At 68.5% G+C, this 18,462-nt stretch carries 12 protein-coding genes; 6 read left to right on the top strand and 6 right to left on the bottom strand.

The features are described from left to right. Positions 1-50 precede the first annotated feature (50 nt). Complete coding sequence (locus B9A95_RS03175) at positions 51-3,137, top strand: AfsR/SARP family transcriptional regulator (RefSeq protein ID WP_084045490.1); 3,087 nt, start codon at positions 51-53, stop codon at positions 3,135-3,137. Positions 3,138-3,264: 127 nt separating this feature from the next. On the opposite strand, the gene B9A95_RS03180 is transcribed toward B9A95_RS03175, so the two are convergent. Beyond that, a complete protein-coding gene (locus B9A95_RS03180) occupies positions 3,265-4,431 on the bottom strand; it encodes a glycosyl hydrolase family 18 protein (protein WP_170928395.1) in 1,167 nt (388 codons plus the stop codon). A gap of 99 nt (positions 4,432-4,530) precedes the next feature. Beyond that, positions 4,531-4,920, bottom strand: a complete 390-nt coding sequence (locus B9A95_RS33160) for a tachylectin-related carbohydrate-binding protein (RefSeq protein WP_084045492.1) — start codon at positions 4,918-4,920, stop codon at positions 4,531-4,533. A gap of 285 nt (positions 4,921-5,205) precedes the next feature. On the opposite strand from B9A95_RS33160, the gene B9A95_RS03190 reads away from it, so the two are divergent. The 4 genes from B9A95_RS03190 (at position 5,206) to B9A95_RS03205 (ending at position 11,890) form a co-directional block, all read left to right on the top strand. Beyond that, positions 5,206-7,038: a sensor histidine kinase gene (locus B9A95_RS03190; RefSeq protein ID WP_084045493.1), complete on the top strand. Its 1,833-nt coding sequence runs from the start codon at positions 5,206-5,208 to the stop codon at positions 7,036-7,038. 19 nt (positions 7,039-7,057) lie between these two features. Then, positions 7,058-7,711 carry a response regulator gene (locus B9A95_RS03195; protein WP_170928396.1) on the top strand — a complete coding sequence of 218 codons (654 nt, stop codon included), beginning with the start codon at positions 7,058-7,060 and terminating at the stop codon, positions 7,709-7,711. Further along, the gene (locus tag B9A95_RS03200; RefSeq protein WP_084045494.1) at positions 7,708-8,697 is read left to right on the top strand and encodes a glycoside hydrolase family 5 protein; all 990 of its coding nucleotides are present in this window, start codon (positions 7,708-7,710) and stop codon (positions 8,695-8,697) included. The genes B9A95_RS03195 and B9A95_RS03200 overlap by 4 nt, the downstream gene beginning before the upstream one ends. Positions 8,698-9,547: 850 nt before the next feature. Next, complete coding sequence (locus B9A95_RS03205) at positions 9,548-11,890, top strand: peptidase inhibitor family I36 protein (protein ID WP_139806422.1); 2,343 nt, start codon at positions 9,548-9,550, stop codon at positions 11,888-11,890. A 213-nt stretch (positions 11,891-12,103) separates the two neighbouring features. Here the strand turns inward: B9A95_RS03205 and B9A95_RS03210 are convergent, their stop codons facing one another. Next, positions 12,104-12,802, bottom strand: a complete 699-nt coding sequence (locus B9A95_RS03210) for a TetR/AcrR family transcriptional regulator (RefSeq protein ID WP_084045496.1) — start codon at positions 12,800-12,802, stop codon at positions 12,104-12,106. 139 nt (positions 12,803-12,941) lie between these two features. Between B9A95_RS03210 and B9A95_RS03215 the strand changes: the two genes are divergently transcribed. Then, positions 12,942-13,829: an aldo/keto reductase family oxidoreductase gene (locus tag B9A95_RS03215; RefSeq protein WP_084045497.1), complete on the top strand. Its 888-nt coding sequence runs from the start codon at positions 12,942-12,944 to the stop codon at positions 13,827-13,829. Positions 13,830-13,879: 50 nt separating this feature from the next. Here the strand turns inward: B9A95_RS03215 and B9A95_RS03220 are convergent, their stop codons facing one another. The 3 genes from B9A95_RS03220 to B9A95_RS03230 are packed head-to-tail and all read right to left on the bottom strand — an operon-like array spanning position 13,880 to position 18,462. After that, positions 13,880-15,130, bottom strand: a complete 1,251-nt coding sequence (locus B9A95_RS03220; RefSeq protein WP_084045498.1) for a VWA domain-containing protein — start codon at positions 15,128-15,130, stop codon at positions 13,880-13,882. Next, positions 15,127-17,373 (bottom strand): DUF5682 family protein, encoded by a 2,247-nt coding sequence (locus tag B9A95_RS03225; protein WP_084045499.1) that lies wholly within the window; start codon positions 17,371-17,373, stop codon positions 15,127-15,129. Before B9A95_RS03225 ends, B9A95_RS03220 begins: the two co-directional genes overlap by 4 nt. A gap of 3 nt (positions 17,374-17,376) precedes the next feature. Next, positions 17,377-18,462 (bottom strand): ATP-binding protein, encoded by a 1,086-nt coding sequence (locus B9A95_RS03230; protein WP_139806423.1) that lies wholly within the window; start codon positions 18,460-18,462, stop codon positions 17,377-17,379.

Genomic DNA, 18,462 nt, shown 5'->3' on the forward strand with positions numbered 1-18,462 from the left:
CAGGCGGCGCGCAAGGAGGCGTGTGCCCCGCGCTCCGCTAGCATGGACCCATGTTGCCAGGTGATTGGCGGGAACACGCCTCGGCGCGCCGGGCGCGACCTCCGCAGGTCCGGGGGGCGGTGGCGCGTCCCCGGTTGGTTGCGCTGCTCACCTCAGCACGGGTGGTAACGGTGGTGGCCCCCGCCGGCTACGGCAAGACCACCGCCTTCGCGGCGAACCTGGGGGAACTGGGCCGCACCTGCTGGCTCACGCTGGACGTGGACGACGCCGATCCACAGGTATTTGTGGCGGGACTGGCGGTCGCTGTATCACATCTGCCGAGCGGGGATGGCCCGGGTGCCCTTCTGGACGCTGGGGCCGCGCCGCGCCGGGTCGCCCGGCGCGTGGCGGACGTACTGGACGCTTCGGACGCGCTGCTGGTGCTCGACGAGGCGCAGCATGTGGCGGGCCCCCTCACGCAGGGCGTCTTACGGGAGCTGCTGGGTGAGCCGGGAGCAGGCAGCCGGACCGCGCTGCTGTCGCGGACCACGCTGGACGTTCCGGAACTGGCCCGCCTGGAAGCCGCAGGCGACCTGCGACGGGCGTCGGCGGCGGACCTGGCCTTCACGCCTGCGGAACTCACGGAGTTGCTGACCGCTCAGGGGATCGACGTGGATGGGGGTGAAGTGCGGCTGGCACACGCTGTGACGGAGGGGTGGCCCATCGCGGCCCGCTTTCTGGCCCAGGCGGCGGCCCAGGGCCGGGTTCGGCTGGCGGGCCTGGCCGATCTCGACGGCGGGGAAGCGCAGCTGGGAACCCTCTTCACGTATCTGGCGCAGGAGGTTCTGGGGCCACTTGACCCCAGCCTACGCGCCCTGCTGACCCGCAGCAGCGTCTTCGAGGAAATCACACCCGCCCTGCTCGCGGAAACGCTGCCGGAAACGCTCGCGGAGGAGGATCAGGTATCGTCCCTCCTGGAAGGCCTGGCGCGCGGCGGCACTTTCCTGACCCGGACCGGCGACAGCTACCGCGCCCATCCGCTCCTGCGCGCGCACCTGCGGGGCCTGCTTCAACCCCACGAGGTCGAACAGATCGCGGCGCGCGGCGCGGCCTTTTTCGAGCGCACCGGGCGTCCACGTCGGGCGATGGCCGCGCACCTGCTGGCGGGCAATCCAGTACGCACGGCGCACCTGCTGGTTCAGTTTGGTGCCCAGTGGCTCGCCCAGGGCCGCGTCACGCTGATCCTGCGGACCCTGGACCGCCTGCCGAAAGACGCCTGGACGCCGGAACTCTACGCCCTGTCCGGCGACGCTCTGCGGCTCTCGTCCCGCTACGCCGAGGCGCTCGCGGCCTACGGGCGCGCACCGGCCTTCGCCCGCGCGCTGGGCGAGGCCCAGGTGGCCCTGGACACGGTGCAGCCCGACCAGGGCTGGGCACCGCTCGCGCTCGCGGCCCAGCTCGCCCGGGATGAAGAGGCGTTGGACGTCCGGCGACTCTACGCTGAGAACCACCTCAATGCGGGGAATCTGGCGGAGGCGCTGGCCCTCGAACCGGACCTGGCGCGGGGAGCGCGGTATGCCCTGCGCTCGGGGCAACTCACCCGGGCACTGGCGCTGGCACAGGTGGCGGCGCGGGGCGAACTGGGTGGAGCCCGGGCCGCCCAGAATCACCGGGAGGGCCTTCTGCTCGCCAGTTTTCTTCAGACCGTCCTGGGAGAGCCGGGCGAGGCGGAACGTTCTGCCCGCGAGGGCCTCGCGGAAGGCGAGCGGCTGGAGAGCCTGTTCGTGCAGTCGCTCGCGCTGTCCCGCCTCGGCCACGCTTCGCAGATCGGCGGGGACCTGCCGGCAGCCCGACAGCCTTACCTGAGGGCACTGGCGCTGGCGCAGGACGTGGTGCCCCGGCTGCGGGTCGAACCGCTGATGGGCCTGGCCTATCTGGCTGGCCTGGAGGGGCACCCGGCCCAGGCCGCGGCGTACCGGGACGAGGCGCTGGCCCACGCCGGTGGGGACCGGTATGTCCTTGCCCTGACCCGGCTCACGTCCGCCCTGGGAGCGCTGCACGGCGGCAGACCCGCGGAGGCCATGCCCGACCTGCACGCGGCCTACGCGGACTTCAGGGCCTGCACCGACACCTTTGGGCAGGCGTGCGCCGCCCTGGCGCAGTACGCCGCGTCGGGCGAGGCGGTCTGGGCCGCCGAGGCGGTGCAGGCGGTCCTGAAGTTTCCGTTTCTGCTGACGCGGCGCGCACTGCTCTCCCCCGCGCGGTCCCGGGCGGCGCGCGCGGCCCTGCTGGCGCGGCTGGGCGAAGCCAGGCCAGAAGCCCAGGCGGGGCTGCTTCCCGTGGCCCACGCCCTGGGCTACACGCACTTGCCTCAGGCGCTCGAAACGCCTGGGGTCCAGGTCCGGGTTCAGGTGCTGGGGCGGGTCACCGTGACGCGTGACGGTGGCCGGGGCCGCGACTGGGGCCGGGCACGGGCGCGCGACTTGCTCGCGCTGCTGGCTGTGGAAGCCGGGGGTATGGCCCGCGAGGTCGCCCAGGAAGCCCTGTTTCCCGGTGCAGATCCGCAGGTGGGTGAACGTAACTTCCGGGTGACCCTCCACGCCCTCGGGCAGATTCTAGAAGAAGGCGTGGCCAGCGGCACCTTTCTGGAACGCGGCGACTGGCTGCGCCTGAAGCCCAGCCCAGATCTGGAAGTGGACCTGGAGGAAGCCCGGACCCTGCTCAGGATGGCGACCGGAGGGCCAGGCCGGGCCGCTGGCCTGCTCGCGTTGCCGCCAGCTCTGGCCGACAGCGACCTGCACGCCGTTCAGGAAGAGCAGCGCCAGTATGCCGTCCACCTTCCTCAGGCCCTGGCCGATGAGGCGGCCTACGCCCTGAAGACGGGGCAGTCCGAGATGGCCGCCGGGCTGGCCGAGCGGGCGCTGGCCATTGACCCGGCGCAGGAGCCGGCCGCACGCGCGCTGATGCGCGCCCAGTTTTTACGGGGTCATACCGCCGCTGTTCACCGGACCTACCGCTTCCTGTGCGCCACGCTGACCGAGCTCGGCCTGACGCCCTTGCCCGAGACCACCGCTCTGGCCCGCCACCTGGTGGGGGACGCGACCGGTGAGGGTGGGAGCGGCACGGAGGTGGCTCCGACTGCGCCGTTGAGAAAGTGATTCAACTCGCCGGGAGCGAGAAGGAGAAAAACGGGTCCCACCCCGAACCCGGGCAGGTACAGCGCAGGACCTGCCGCGTCTCCCTGGAGGACACCGAGGAGCCGTTCTGATCCCACGCGCCTGTCGGTCAGGGCCGGAAGGCGGCGTGGGCCGCCGTGAGGAGCGGGTCCACGCTTCCTGACGGTTCACCCTTGAAGTGACCCTGACCCAGAGTCCAGAGAATTACGCTTCCCAGGCCGAGGCTGCGGGCGTACTGGCCTTTGCGCCCGATGGAGGCGGCGTTCTCGTAGCTGACGTACGTGCAGGCGTGGGGACCGAGCGGCTTGACCGAACTCAGGTAGGGGACTTTGGCCCGGGCGTCCCATCGGCTCGCCCCAGCGGTGAAGTACTGGCGGACGATGTTGACATAGCTCATGTCGCCGTCATCCGCCACGGTCGTCATGCTGGGCGCCGACTGGGCCGGAGCCGTCACGCCCTGGTAACACAGCCCGTACAGGCCGATGCCCAGCCCCAGCTTCTGCGCCGGAATACCCGCCCTGAGGTACGCCCTGACGCTGCTTTGCACGCTCGTCGGCGTCCCCCCCGCCTCGCCCGCCAGCGCCGACGAGTGCCAGGCCTGCCAGCCAGGATATGCGCCGGCCATACCGTAACTCATGATGTTGATTCGGTCGAAAGTGCCTGACAGGGCCGCCAAGCTGGGCCGGGCTTCTTGCGTCGGCGCGTTGGCGTTCACGAAGGCGACGGGGAGGGTCAGCAGCAACCCTGGCCGCCGCTGGCGCAGGCGCGTGGCCAGGCCTCGCAGGGGAACCTCGTCGGCGGCAAAAAGCGGTTCCCAGTCCAGGTCTACCCCGTCGAAGCCGTAGTCCTCAACGACCTGGAGAATATTTTGCACGAGGGTGTCTCGCCGCCGGGCGGCGGCGCCCGCGAAGCCGGCGTGCTCCCCTGCCCCCCCCAGCATCAGGATGGCCCGAACGTGGTGGGCGTGTGCCTGGCGCACCATGGCTTTCGCCCAGAGGGGACCGCCGGACGCGTCGATATCGAAGGTGGTGTTCAGCGTGCCGTCTGCGTTGGGCGTGGCCCGGCCCACCACGAGGTGGGTCAGGGCACTCCAGTTCAGTTCGTCTGCTGGAAGGAGGTCCCGTTCGTAACCGACCGCGTATCCCATAATCCACGTCCCACCCGATGCGGGCGAGGTGACTGGAGCGGGGCCGGGCGAGACCACCTCCGTCCTGCCGGAGGATACCCACAGGGGCAAAGCGAGCGCGAGCAGCAGCAAGGGGCGAATTCGGGACATGACCTTCTCCTTCATGTGCCTTCGGGGCAGGGAGTTCCGCCGGCTGGAAGGAACGCCGCCGAGCATCCACGCCAAACAGTTTGGGCACAGGCCCTGCCCTCAGCTTACCGAGTGGAGAATACAAAAGGTGTTCTCCACTCCACGAGCAGCAAGGTTCAGCGGCACTCTGGTGCGGTGAACCGCGATGACGCGGTTTTTGCCAGCGGCCAGCTGGGTGAATCCGTTCCAGCCGGTCCCCACGACCTTGCCCCCGCGTGGATCCCAGGCCCCCGCCTCATACAGGCCCCCGCCTGTCCGGTACGCCAGATGCCAATACCATTTCAGATTGCCGTTGGGCATCACGCCGTAAATCACGCCCCCAGGTGCGGCAAACACCCTGGTAAAGATGTTCCAGCCGACGCCGATCTCCTCACCACCGCGTGGGACCCACGCGCCGGCGTCGTACAGGCCGCCTCCCGTGAGGGCCGCGTTGTGCCGGTACCCCTTCACAGAGCTTTCCAGGGTGACGGCATAGAGGGCCGTGGCGGCGGCTGGGCCTGGCCGGCAGGAGCCGCGAGCGCAAAGGTGAGCATCAGGGCAGAGGTCCGGCCGTGCTTCATGGTGGGCTCCTGGGTGAGCGGGCCGGCTCAGGTTTCCGTCTCCCGCTGCTGTCCACAGGGTGCGCGCCGCACTGTCCCGTTGTCTTGAGGCAGGCCGTGCCCCACAATCTGGGACAAGGTCCGTCCCTGCCATTCGGGACCCCCGTTCCGCCACGCTGGAGGCGTGCGAGAGCCTATGCCTTCCAGAACGTCAATGCGCGTCACCGCTGGGCTTCCCCAGGCCCTGCGCGTCTGGACCCTGCCTGCCCTGGTGCTGCTGGCCGCCGCGCCCGTGCTGTTCCTGAGCCTCCACGCCCACTGGCTTGATCTGGTGTGGTCGGTGCGGGGGCTCGACGACCGGACCTGGACGCCGTTCCTCACGCGGCTCCGGCTCGTGCTCGACGGGACGGCGTTGGGACTCGGCGCGGGGGCGGCGGCGCTGGTCTTGCGGTTTGAAACCGGGCGGGACCGCGTGGTGCTCGCGGCGCTCCTGGCCACGCTCGGCGTGTTGAGCAGTGGGCTCGTCCCCCTGGGCGTGTGGACCGCGCCGCTGCTGTGGGTGACGCTGGCGGGCCTCGGCGGCGTGTGGACCCTGGGGCAGCGCCAGAACACGCGGTCCGCGCGCCACTGGGGCGAGGCGGCGCTGCTGCTGTGCCTGCTGGTCTTTGCGGCCAGCTCACTGCCCACGGACCTCCTCGGCCGCCCGACCCTGCTCGGTTCCCTGAGGCTGGGCGCGTGGTGGAACGAACTGGGGCGTCCGGCGCTGCGCGATCTCGGATTTCTGGCCTTTTTGATGGGGGCCGCCCTGGTCTGGCTGGAGCGCCGTCCTGGAGCGCTGCAGTCTGGTCTGGCGCGCGTGGGGGTACTGGTCGGTCTGGCCGGCTTCACCGCACTCGTGTACGTCGGGGTCGTGGGAGGCATCGGGGCGTTGGTGGGAGCGGAGAACAGCCTGTGGCTCGGGATGGTGGCCGCAATCCTGATCGCCACGGGCTTCGGAAGTGTACGGGCCGCGCTGATTCACGCGGTCAACCGCCTGCTGTACGGCCTGCGAGACGATCCTTTCCTGATGACCCAGCGGCTCGCGCTGGAACTCGCCCGGGCCCCGGATCCCAGGGCACGCCTGGAAGCGGCGCTGGACCTGCTCAGCGTATCCCTGAGGCTCCCGGGCGTGGCCCTGCACCTGCTGGGCGGCGAGGTGCTGACCTGCGGCGAGGTCGGAAGCCACGCGGTGAGTTGGCCGCTCGTGGTCGGGGGCGAGCGTGTGGGGACCCTGGTGGCCGCTCCGCGTGGAGCGCGCGAGGCCCTGTCACCGGCCGATCACCGCCTCCTGGGGGTGGTGGCAGACCAACTGGCCGACGCTGCCCACGCCTGGCAACTGGGTGAGGCCCTCCGGGCGTCTCGGGAGCGGCTGGTGCGCGCGGGCGAGGACGAACGCCGGCGGCTGCGGCGTGACCTGCATGACGGTCTGGGCCCGGCGCTGTCGGGCCTGGGACTCAAGCTGGAAGCGGCACGGATGCTCCTTGAGCGCGCGCCCGAGCGGGCCAACGCGCACCTGACGGCCCTGCAAGACGACGTCCGCGAGAGTGTCGGCGAGGTGCGCCGCCTGGTCCACGACCTGCGCCCCCCCAAGCTCGACGATCTGGGTCTGCTCGGGGCGCTGGAGGAGGTATTGACGGGCGTGCGGTCGGGTGGAGTCGCCGCCACCCTGGAGACCCCGGCAGTCCTCCCTCCCCTGGGGGCGGCCGCCGAGGTGGCGGTGTACCGCATCGCGCAGGAGGCCCTCACGAACGTCGTGAAGCACGCCCAGGCCGGGCACGTCACCTTGCGCCTGCAGTTGGAATCCGGGCGACTGACGGTGGAAATCGAGGATGACGGCGTGGGTCTGCCCGACGTCCGTGAGCCCGGCGTCGGTTCTCAGTCGATGCGCGAGCGGGCCGAGGCGCTCTCCGGCACCCTCATCTGGTTGAAGGCCCGGGGTGGAGGTACGCTGGTGAGGGCCACTCTCCCGCTGGGTGAGGGACCGCCTTGAGGGACAGTCCAGGAGACGCATGAATGAAGTGCCGCCGCACCCGATCCGCGTGCTGATTGCCGACGACCACCGCCTGTTCCGCGAGGGACTGCGCGCCCTGCTCTCGGTTGCCGGGGACATCGACGTCGTGGGCGAAGCGGGAGACGGTCAGCAGGCGGTGGAGCTCAGCGCGCGTCTGGCTCCGGACGTCATCGTGATGGACATCCAGATGCCGCGCCTGAGCGGTCTGGAGGCCACCCGCCAGATTCTGCGCGCCTCTTTGCCCCCTGGCATCCTGATCGTTAGCATGTTCGACGACGACGACAATGTGTTTTCCGCGATGCAGGCGGGAGCGCGCGGTTACCTGCTCAAGGGGGCCGCCCCGGAAGACCTGCTGCGCGCTGTAGCGGCGGTCGCCCGGGGTGAGGCCCTGTTTGGTCCCGGCATTGCCCAGCGGTTGATGCGGTACTTTGCTCGGCCCTTACGGTCCGGGCCGCTGCCCTTTCCTGAACTCACGGACCGGGAGCGCGAGATCCTGGCGCTGATCGGGCAAGGTCAGCGGAACCCGGTCATTGCCCGCAGCCTGGAACTCTCGGAAAAAACTGTACGCAATCACATCACGAGTGTCTTTTCCAAGTTGCAGGTGGGCAGCCGCGCGGAGGCCGCCTTGCGGGCCCAGGAGGCTGGCCTGTGAGGCGGCTTCTGGTCGCCGCAGCGGTATTGGGCCTTCTGGGTGGAGCGGGCGCGGCCCCCTTGAAGGACTGGCGGCGCGGCGTCAACCTCGAGGGCTGGCTGGGCGGCGGGCCCTTCCGGCCGCTTGATGCGGCCCAGCTTTCCCAGCTGGGACAGATCCGGGCGGCCGGTTTCGATTTCGTCCGGGTGCCGCTGGACCCGGCCCTGTTGATCGAGGCTTCCGCCAGCAGTGACGAGCCGGGGCGATCCCTCGATCGCCTGCTCGGCGCAGCGCGCGCCCGTGGACTGGGCGTGCTGGTCGCCGTCGCTCCAGACCCCGGTCTCAAACGCAAGGTCCTCCTCGGTGGCATGGCGCGGGACACCCATCTGGTGCTTCTCGAACGCCTCGCGGCGCGGATGGTGGCTGCCCGGTTGCCCCGCGCGATGATCGAACCTCTGGATGAGCCGGTCGACCCCGGGCGGCGGGATTGCGGCCCCAGTACCTTCGACTGGAATGCGGCGCTCTCGGCGTTTGTGCGGGCGGTGCGCCGGGCAGCACCGGCCTTGCCGGTGCTCGTCTCCGGCATCTGCTACGCCGACGCCGACTCCATCCTGGACCTGCGCCCCCTTGCCGACAGGAACGTTGTGTACGGCTTTCAGTATTTGAATCCACTGGATTTCACGCAGCAGGGCAATCCCTCCAACGATGATTGGAAACGGCTCAAGGGCGTGCCATATACCGTGAACGACGCCAGAGCGATGCGGCGTTCCTTTGAGGCGGTAGGCCATTGGTCCCGCCGGTATGGGGTACCGGTGCTGCTCACTTCCTTTGCCGTCCACACCAGTGCGCCAAGCGCTGAGCGTCTGCGCTGGTTGCGTGATGTCCGCACCCTCGCCGAGGGTCAGCACTTTGCCTGGGCCGCCTGGAGCTGGCAAAGCCCCTTCGGCTTTGGAATAAGCGGTGGGGGAAAGGTTCCGGCCAGACTCAAGCAGGTCCTTGGTCTGTAACGCGGGGAGAGGGACCTCATCCGGCAACTGTGGAGCGCTCGGGGGTCAAGGGCACAGGCGGCCGAGTCAGGTTTGAGCGCGCCGTAAACATGTCGGTTTTGGGCGGAATGAGGCGGCCAGAGCCCACGGGATGAAGGCTCGCGGCGGGCAGCCGGGCGGCCCTCGCGTTGGCTCCCGAACCCTTTTCCAGTTCCGCAAAAACGGAAGCGAGGTTACCGTCAGCCCAGGCGCAACTGGCTGAAGACGTCCTGCTTGGCCTGGAAGGCTGCCTCACTGATTTGGGCCGTACAGACGGGGAACTCGGGGACCCGGCAGCATCACTGCGCTGGGGGTCTCTGCCCTGAGGCGCACGCCACGCGCCCTTGCATGTGGCGTCCAATTCCAAGGGAACGCCAAGCACCACGCCTTTCTGGACCTGCTACGGAGTGCGAGACGTCGCGAGGGCGCCGTCCCCTCTGGGAGTGGGGAGAGGAGGACATGGCCTGGACAGAACGCACCGGCAGCCCCGCTCAACCTCTGGCAAGAGCTGACGCAGGCGCACCCGGAGGCAGCGTGATGTCTTCCTCCTCTAACCAAAAAACTGCGTTCCACACGCAGCTCCGGGCGTCTTGCCTCTCCTTTCTCCGCTCCCAGAGACCGAAATTCTTAACGCAACGTGCATGTTTGTTCTTCCCCTCGCTTTGCCTTGACAACGTTTTCAAAGCTTTTGTAAGGTAGTCATAACGAATTCAGCAGCATTCGCAAGACCGCCTTCTCATGGAAACGCATGAGGGGGGTTGGACATGTACGACACTTCCTCGCAGGTGGCCGTACTTTTTGCCGCATTCTCCCGAGCACAGAAAGGAACCCCATGCTCCGTTCCCAGCGCCTCTTTGCAGTCACTTCCCTCGCCCTGCTGCTGGCCGCCTGTGACCAGCAGTCCGCGTCGCCCAGCGCGGACGGTACCTCGCCTTCAACGCTGCGTGCCGCGGCCACGGACTACACCAGCGGCGTCAGTGTGGCGGGCTCGACGGCCACCATCTGGTTCAAGTCGGCGGTCAACACCACCTGGGTGGACGCGCATTACACCCTCAACGGCGGGGCTCAGCAAAACGTCCGCATGACTTACAACAGCGCTGCCGCCCGCTACGAACAAAACGTGACGGTGGCCAACGGGAACACCCTCGTCTACTCCTTTACGTACAACAACGGCACCGCTGCCTACGACACGCCCAACACCACCTACACGGTGGGCAGCACGGGGGGCACCACAGGGCCGGTCTGCTTTTACACGGACGCGAATTACCAGGGAACGTCGTTCTGCGCCAGCGGCGACAGCAGTTGGGTGGGCACCGACTGGAACGACCGCATCAGTTCGGTCAAGGTGAGCAGCGGCTATCAGGTGCAGCTGTTCAACGACATCAACTACGGGGGGACCAGCAAGACGCTGAGCGCCGACGCCTCCACGCTGCCCGACTTCAACGACCTCACCTCCTCCTTCAAACTGACCAAGGTGAGCACGACCCTGCCGACCTCCGATACGCCCAACTTTGGGCCCAACGTGAAGATCTACGAGCCTGGCACCTCGGCCACAACCATTCAGGCTGATCTTGATAACGCTTTCAACGCCTGGAAGCTCAACGGGGGCGCGCAGTTCGGCAGCCAGCGCTTCACCTTCCTGTTCAAGCCGGGCACGTATGGCCGCGTGTGGGGCAACCTGGGCTTTTACACCACAGTGGCGGGCCTGGGCCGCAATCCGGACGACGTGACCATCAACGGGGCCATCAACGTCGACAGCGGCTGGAACCTGGGCGACGAGAAAAACGCCACCCAGAACTTCTGGCGCAGCGCGGAGAACCTCTCGGTGGTGCCCGAGGGCGGTACGAACCGCTGGGCGGTGTCGCAGGCAGCGCCCATGCGCCGCGTGCATATCAAGGGGGCGCTGACCCTGGCCCCCAGCAACCAGGACGGCGGCCAGGGCTACTCCAGCGGCGGCTACCTGGCGGACGTGAAGGTGGACGGCGCGGTGAGCAGCGGCTCGCAACAGCAGTGGTACACCCGTGACAGCGCGGTTGGCAGCTGGAACGGCGGGGTGTGGAACATGGTCTTCAGCGGGGTGCAGGGCGCTCCTCCACAGGCCTTCCCGAATCCGCCCCACACCACACTGGGCACCACGCCCGTCAGCCGCGAGAAACCCTACCTGTATTTCGAGAACGGCAAGTACGCGGTCTTTGTGCCCGGCCTGCGGACCAACTCCAGCGGCGTGACCTGGCCGAACACAGCGGGCACGTCCATTCCCCTCAGCCAGTTCTACGTCGCCCGGCCCACCGATAGCGCGGCGACGCTGAACCAGGCGCTCAGCCAGGGCCTCAATCTGTTCTTTACACCTGGCGTGTACCACCTCAGCCAGACGCTGAATGTTACGCGGGCAAACACGGTCCTCTTTGGTCTGGGCTTCCCGGCGCTGATTCCCGATGGCGGCGTCAACGGTATTCAGGTGGCCGACGTGGACGGTGTGAAGATCTCTGGTCTGCTGTTCGACGCGGGCACCACCAACAGCCCTGCGCTGCTGACCGTCGGGACAGCAGGCTCGCACGTGAGCCACGCGGCCAACCCCACCAGCGTCCAGGACGTGTACTTCCGCATCGGCGGCGCGGTGGCGGGCAAGGCCACCAACAGCCTGGTGGTGAACAGCGACAACGCGATCATCGACCACATCTGGGCCTGGCGTGCCGACCACGGTACGCAGCCGACGGGCTGGGCCATCAATACCGCCGACACGGGCCTGATCGTGAACGGCAACAACGTGCTTGCCACGGGGCTGTTCGTCGAGCACTACCAGAAATACAACGTGCTGTGGAACGGTCAGGGCGGCAAGACCATCTTCTTCCAGAACGAACTTCCCTACGACGCTCCCGCTACGGGCTGGAGCAGTGGCAACGGCTACGGCTACGCGGCGTACAAGGTGGCCGACAGCGTCACCACGCACGAGGCCTGGGGCCTGGGAAGCTACTGCTTTTTCAACGTCAACCCCAGCATCACGGTGGCCCGCGCCTTCGAGGTGCCGAACGTGGCGGGCGTGAAGTTCCACGACCTGCTGACCGTCTCGCTGGGCAACACGGGCGGCATCAGCCGCGTGATCAACAACACGGGGGCCGCCGTTCCCCTGCCCAACACCAACACGGCGCCGAGCAACGTTCTCAACTTCCCGTAAACGGGAGTCGCAAAGCGGAGAGGGCCAGCCCCGGCGGGGCTGGCCCTCTCCGTCGGGTATACGGCGGCGAACACTCCCAACTTTCTCCCAATGGTCTACCAACTTCGGCACCGAGCGGGGAACGTCTTGCACCGTTTCTCCGAACTCACTGTCGGAGCCGCCTCTCCGGGGCCCTTGCCTGGGGGATATCCGCAGGCAAGGGCCCTCCCGGACTTACGTCAACCGCTTGAGCCATTCCAGAAGGAGCGTGCGTTCCGCTTCGGTCAAGGCGGCCGGCAGGGTGGGCAGCAAGGCAATCAATGCGACCGCATGGGCCGCTGCCTGTTGCTTGCCCGGGTCGCCGACCGCGTCCCCTTCTGGTGTGAGCACCGCGCCCAGCACTGCCTCGCGCATCCGCTCTGCAAGTCCATCGTCCCGCTCCGGGGCGCGGAGCAAGACCAGCGTCACCCCTACAGCCGAAGCGTGGATCATGGCGGCGGCCCGCTCTACGTCCACGGCAAGCCTCCCCGCTTCCGCCACCCGCCCCATCAGCGCCTGCAGCATGGCCGCCGCCTCCAGGGCTGCGGGGGACTCCTCGCCAGGCCGCAGTCGGCCGTACATCAGCGTGTACAGGTGCGGATGACTCAGGCCGAACTCCACGTGCCGGTTCCAGCCCTTACGCAACTCTTCTACTGGGTCACCCGTACCCACCCGCGCCGCCTTGGCCTGGAGGTAAGACGCGAACCCGGCGCTCGCCACCGCATTGAGCAGGCCCTGCATGTCGCCAAATTGACGGTAGATGGTCGGCGGCTGCACGTGAGCCGCCGCGCTGACCGTCCGGGTAGAGACAGCGTCCACGCCCCCGGCTTCGAGCAGTGTGAGGGCGGCCTCGAGAATACGGTCACGCGGAGACGGCAAAAGAACAGCAGCCATATATCAACGGTAACATACTTTTGTTACCCCCTTGACATACAACCGATTACGGGATTACGTTACCACTGAAAACAGTGGCTCCAGAGCGTCCCATGGGTGAGGATGCCTGGCAGAAACTTGACCGACAGGAGGATTACGCATGACTGTGACGACCCATTTGGCCACTCAGGCAGACACCTTTGCCCTCGGTAACCGCACGGTGAGGCGGCTGGGCTACGGGGCCATGCAACTTGCCGGTCCAGGTGTTTTCGGCCCACCGCGCGACCGGGAGGCGGCCACCGCTGTGCTACGCGAGGCCGTCGCGCTGGGAATCAACCACATCGACACCAGCGACTTCTACGGGCCGTACGTCACCAACCAGATCATCCGCGAGGCCCTGCACCCTTATCCTGACGACCTCGTAATCGTGACCAAGGTCGGGGCCCGCCGCCCGGAAGACGGTTCCTGGGTGCCCGCCATGTCCCGCGAGGAACTGACAGGAGCCGTCCACAACAACCTTCGTCACCTCGAACTCGACACGCTTGACGTCGTCAACCTGCGCGTGATGGGCGACGCGCACGGTCCGTCGGAGGGCTCCATCGCTGAACCGCTGGCTGTCCTGGCCGAACTCAAGGAGCAGGGCCTGATCCGTGCCCTTGGCGTGAGCAACGTCACGCCCGCGCAGTTCGCGGAAGCCCAGTCCATCACCGAGATCGTGTGCGTGCAGAACATGTACAACCTGGCGCACCGGGAAGACGACGCGTTTATCGACGACCTCGCGCGGCAGGGCGTCGCCTACGTGCCGTTTTTCCCGCTGGGGGGGGTCTCGCCCCTTCAGTCGGGCGCCCTCTCTGGTGTGGCCCTAACGTTGGGGGCAACGCCCATGCAGGTGGCGCTGGCCTGGCTGCTTCAGCGTTCACCCAACATTCTGCTGATCCCCGGCACCTCGTCACCTGAGCACCTGCGCGAGAACGTTGCGGCAGCCGACATCACCCTGCCGGACGCGGCGTTGGGTGAGCTAGACGGGATCGGGAAGCACCGAGAATAACTGTTTTCGCCCTGAACACCTTCGCTGCGCCGAACCACCATGGACAGGGATCAGCCTCCGGCTTCCGCCCCCGCCCGGGCCGTCACGATGCCGCGCGATGCCGCCCATGCCCCGATGTCAGCGCCCTGCAATGCGGTCGCCATCAGGTCAGGAAAGAAGTCCGGCGTGCAGGCGAACACCGGGATGCCCAGGGTCGCCAGCTTCCCAGCGTTGTCGTGGTCGTAACTCGGCGTGCCGTCGTCGTCAAGGGCCAGCAGCACGATCACGCGCGCACCCATGTTGCGGAATTCATTCAGTCGGCGGATCATCTCGGCGCTGCCCGAGCCCTCGTACAGGTCCGAGATCAGGACGAAGGTGTGCTCCTCGGGGTTGGTGAGCAGGCCCTTGCAGTAGCGCAGGGCGAGCGGCGTGTCGTTGCCGCCCCCGAGTTGCACGCCGAACAGCACGTCCACCGGATCGGCAAGGTGGTCGGTGAGGTCCACCACCGTGGTGTCGTACACCACCACGTTCGTCTTCAGGGCTGGGAGGCTCGCCAGCACCGCGCCGAAGATGCCCGCGTACACCACGCTGGACGCCATGCTCCCCGACTGGTCCACGCACAGGGTCACGGCCTTGAGCTGCCGCCGCGCACGCCCATAGCCCACCAGCCGTTCGGGGATCACGGTCCGGCGCTCGGGGTCATAGGTCCGCAGGTTCTTCAGGAGGGTGCGGCCCCAGTCCACCTCGTTCTGGCGTGGACGCAGGTTGCGCTGCGAGCGGTTGAGGCTGCCCGTCACGGCGCTGCGCAGCGGTTCGGCGAGGCGGGTCTGAAGCTCGTCTACCACGCGGGCCACAACCTGCCGCGCCAGCGCCTTGGCGGCGTCCGGCATGGCGTCCTTAAGGCTGATCAGGGTGGCGGCCATATGCACGTCGGGCTGCAGGTGTTCCATCAGCTCAGGTTCAAGCAGCATGGTTTTCAGGTTCAGGCGGTCCACTGCGTCCTGCTGCATGACCTGCACCGCCGACTGCGGAAAGAGGTCCCGGACCTCGCCCAGCCACGCGGCGACCGCCGGGGCACTCTGGCCGAAGCCCACATTGCGGTGTGACTTGCGGCCCTTCTGGGGCTTCTCGGTCTTTACCGCAAAGGGGGCGCCGTCGTACAGCGAGGCCAACGCCACGTCCAGGCGGCGGTCGTGCTCGCCCAGCCCGCAGCCGATGCCGTCGGCGCTCTCGCCCCGGGAGGTCTCGCCGCCCAGGAGGAGCCGCCAGCGGCGCAGGCGTTCTTGTTCGGGGGTCAGGGCTTGTGGGGAAGCTTCCGTCATTGGACCCCTCCTTCAACGTGGGTTACGCCCAGCAGGCGCAGCACCACCGGCACCACCGCTGTCCCCAGGCCACTGTTGATCTGCGCCGCCTGCGCGGCACGTTCCAGCCCGCGCAGTTCCTCGCCCAGCCGCCTGCGCGCGTGGGGCTCCAGGCGCGAGAGGGCGCGGCGTAGGGGGGGCAGCACCTCACCGAAGGCGTCCATATCCAGGTCCACCACCCAGGCGTCAAGCAGGGCCAGCGCCGCCGGATCGTGGCGTAGAGTCCCGCCGTCCTCACCGATAAAGCCTCCCAGCCACGCGGCCACGTCCAGCGGAGGCGCACCCGGCGCGAGGGCCGAGGCCAGCCGGGTCTGCACCTGCCGATCATCGAGGACGCCCCGGTCCCGCAGGCGGTTCACGGCGTCCCCACGCAGCAGCGGCGCAGTGCCCCCGGCATCCAGGGCATGCAGGGCGGCGGTCCATTCAGCGCTTGCATCGGGGTCGTCGAGGAGGCGCACGGCGGCGTCGGCCCCGGTGATCTGGCGTTGAAGCGTTGTCGCCGCCTCCTCACCCAGCCCGTGCGCGGCGTTGGGCAGCCCGGCAGCCGCGCGGGCCACCAGCGTGCGGAAGACGGGCCGCAGGTCGTCACCCTCGCGCGCCCGCACATCGCCGTAACGGGCCAGCCGCGCCAGGGGCGGCAGCGAGAGCAGCAGTGCGGCGGTGTCGGCGTCGGCGGCGCGGGCATCCAGACGGGCGAGCGTGAAGTCGGCAGCTCCCGGTAACCCACACAGCCGCGTGACCTCCAGCAGCGCCGAGAGCGCGCCCAGGTGCGGGGCCCGCCGCGCCTGCGAGAGGGCAGCCATATGCGCCGCCCGCACCAAGGTGTTGCCGTAACGGCTCGCCTCCACGATCCGCACGCTGAATTCGGGGTCCCAGCGCAGGGTCCAGGCCTCTTTGAAGGTGCCGGTGCCGCTGGCATACGCCTCCTTTGCCCACGGCACGCCCAGCAGATGCAGGCGGTGAAAGAGTTGTGAGCGGCTCAAGCCCGCGTCCTCCCGTAAGTCAAGGGTGACCTCGCGGGTGACGGCCTCCCGCTTCAGGCGCAGACGGGCCAGCGTGGCGGCGAAGTCCTGTTCCAGCGGCACGGCAGGGACGCCGGAGGGCACGCTGCCCAGCGCCTCGCCCACGAACAGTTCCTCGGAGAGCAGGCGCAGCGGCGTGTCCGAATCCCAGGCGAAGACGGCGCGCGTGGCGTCCGTCAGTTCGTCCAGGCCCGCGAGGTGCCGCCCGCGCAGGGTGGCGAGCGCATCAGCCAGCCGCACGGCGTCGATCACTTGGGCGCTCGACGCGTCCAGCCCATGCTTGCGCAGCAGCCGGGCCGAGCGGGTCAGCCAGCGCTCGCTGACCTGCGCAGGCGTGCCGTAGAGGTGGGCGTACCAGCCCGGCGACGTAACGCCCGCTCCGTAGCCGCTCGCCTGCGTCAGCCGTCCGTGGGTCCAGGGGGTGAGGGTGAGGGCGACTTTCGCTTTGGGCAGCCCTTTCACGCGCGCTGCATCGGCCTTTACCTCGCGCGCCAACATTTCCGGAGTCAGCGCCGGGGCGTGCCAAGCGCCGCACACCACGGCCACCCTGCCCTTTTTCAACGCTGCGCGGATGGTCTGGCGCATCTGGGCCTCGCGGATCAGGTCACGCTCAGAGGTGTGTCCGTCCTCAGCCTCGCGCACCGCCGCCATCACCTCGGCAACTGCGGCGAACACGGCCTCACCCTCGCCGCGCGACTCCACGAGGGCGTCCCACCACCGCTCGAAATCGCTGTACCCCGCGGCCTGGGCCAGCAGCGCGAGGGGGTCCGAGCGCACGGTGTCGGCGGGAGCTGAGGGCACGTCCTCCCCGTCCAGGTCCGCCGCGTTCTCGGCGGGCGCTTCCCCCCCCTCCTCCTTCGGCGCGAGCGTCGCGCTGGCGGGCAAGTCCATGAAGGCCACGGGTACGCCGCGCGAGAGGGCCCAGCGAATCGCCACAAATTCAGGGCTGAACTCGGCCAGCGGGTAGAACACCGAACGTTCGGGATGACCCTGCACGTGGGCCATGACGGCGACGGGGGGTATGAGGGCCGAATCGCTGAGGAAGGGCAGCAGGCTGTCGGCGTCCACCGGTCCCTCGATGAGCAGCGTGGCGGGCGGATGGGCCTCCAGCGCCCGGGCCACGCTGCGTGCCGAGCCGGGGCCGTGGTGGCGGATGGGGTAGATGGTGAGCGCGTCGGGCATGAATCAGCTCACTTCCCGACACGCCGTGTAAAACGCCTTCCACCCCACCCGCTTCTTGATCGCCGTTTCCAGGTATTCGTTCCACACGGCCTGGTCCTGCACGGGATCTTTCACCACCGCCCCAATGACGCTGGCGGCCACGTCGCGGCTGCTCAGCTCGCCGTCGCCAAAATGGGCGGCCAGGGTCAGGCCATTGGTGACCACGCTGATGGCCTCGGCCACGCTGAGGCTGCCGCTGGGCGTCTTCAACTTGGTCTTGCCGTCCTCGGTTACGCCCGCGCGGAGTTCGCGGAACACCGTGACCACGCGCCGAATCTCGTCCAGAGCCGGGGGCACCTCGGGCAGACCCAGGCTGCGGCCCAGCGACTCGACGCGCCGGGTCACGATCTGCAACTCGTCTTCCAGACTGTCAGGCACGGGCAGCACGACGGTGTTGAAGCGGCGTTTGAGGGCGCTGGAGAGGTCATTCACGCCCTTGTCGCGGTTGTTCGCCGTGGCAATCAGGTTAAAGCCGCGCACCGCCTGCACCTCGGTGTTCAGCTCGGGCACCGGCAGCGTCTTTTCGGAGAGGATGGTAATGAGGGTGTCTTGCACGTCGCTCTGCACCCGGGTCAGCTCTTCGAGACGGGCGATCTTGCCCTCGCGCATGGCGTGCATCACGGGGCTCTCGACGAGCGCCGCCTCACTCGGACCCTCAGCGAGCAGGCGGGCGTAGTTCCAGCCGTAGCGAATGGCGTTCTCGTCGGTGCCCGCCGTCCCCTGCACGAGCAGGGTGGAGTCGCCCGAGACGGCGGCGGCGAGGTGCTCGCTGACCCAGCTCTTGGCCGTGCCCGGCACGCCGATCAACAGCAGCGCCCGGTCGGTCGCGAGGGTCGCCACGGCGATTTCCATCAACCGGGCCTCGCCCACGTACTTTGGCGTGATCTCGGTATCCCCCGCTCGGCCCCCCATCAGATAGGTCAACACGGCGCGCGGGCTAAGGTTCCACTTCGGTGGGCGCGGGTGGCGGTCGTGCTCGGCGAGGGCGGCGAGTTCAGCGGCGTAGGCTTGCTCGGCGTGCTGACGCAGGACTTCGGGGGTGGTCGTCAT

The organism is Deinococcus hopiensis KR-140 (assembly GCF_900176165.1).
GTDB lineage: Bacteria > Deinococcota > Deinococci > Deinococcales > Deinococcaceae > Deinococcus > Deinococcus hopiensis.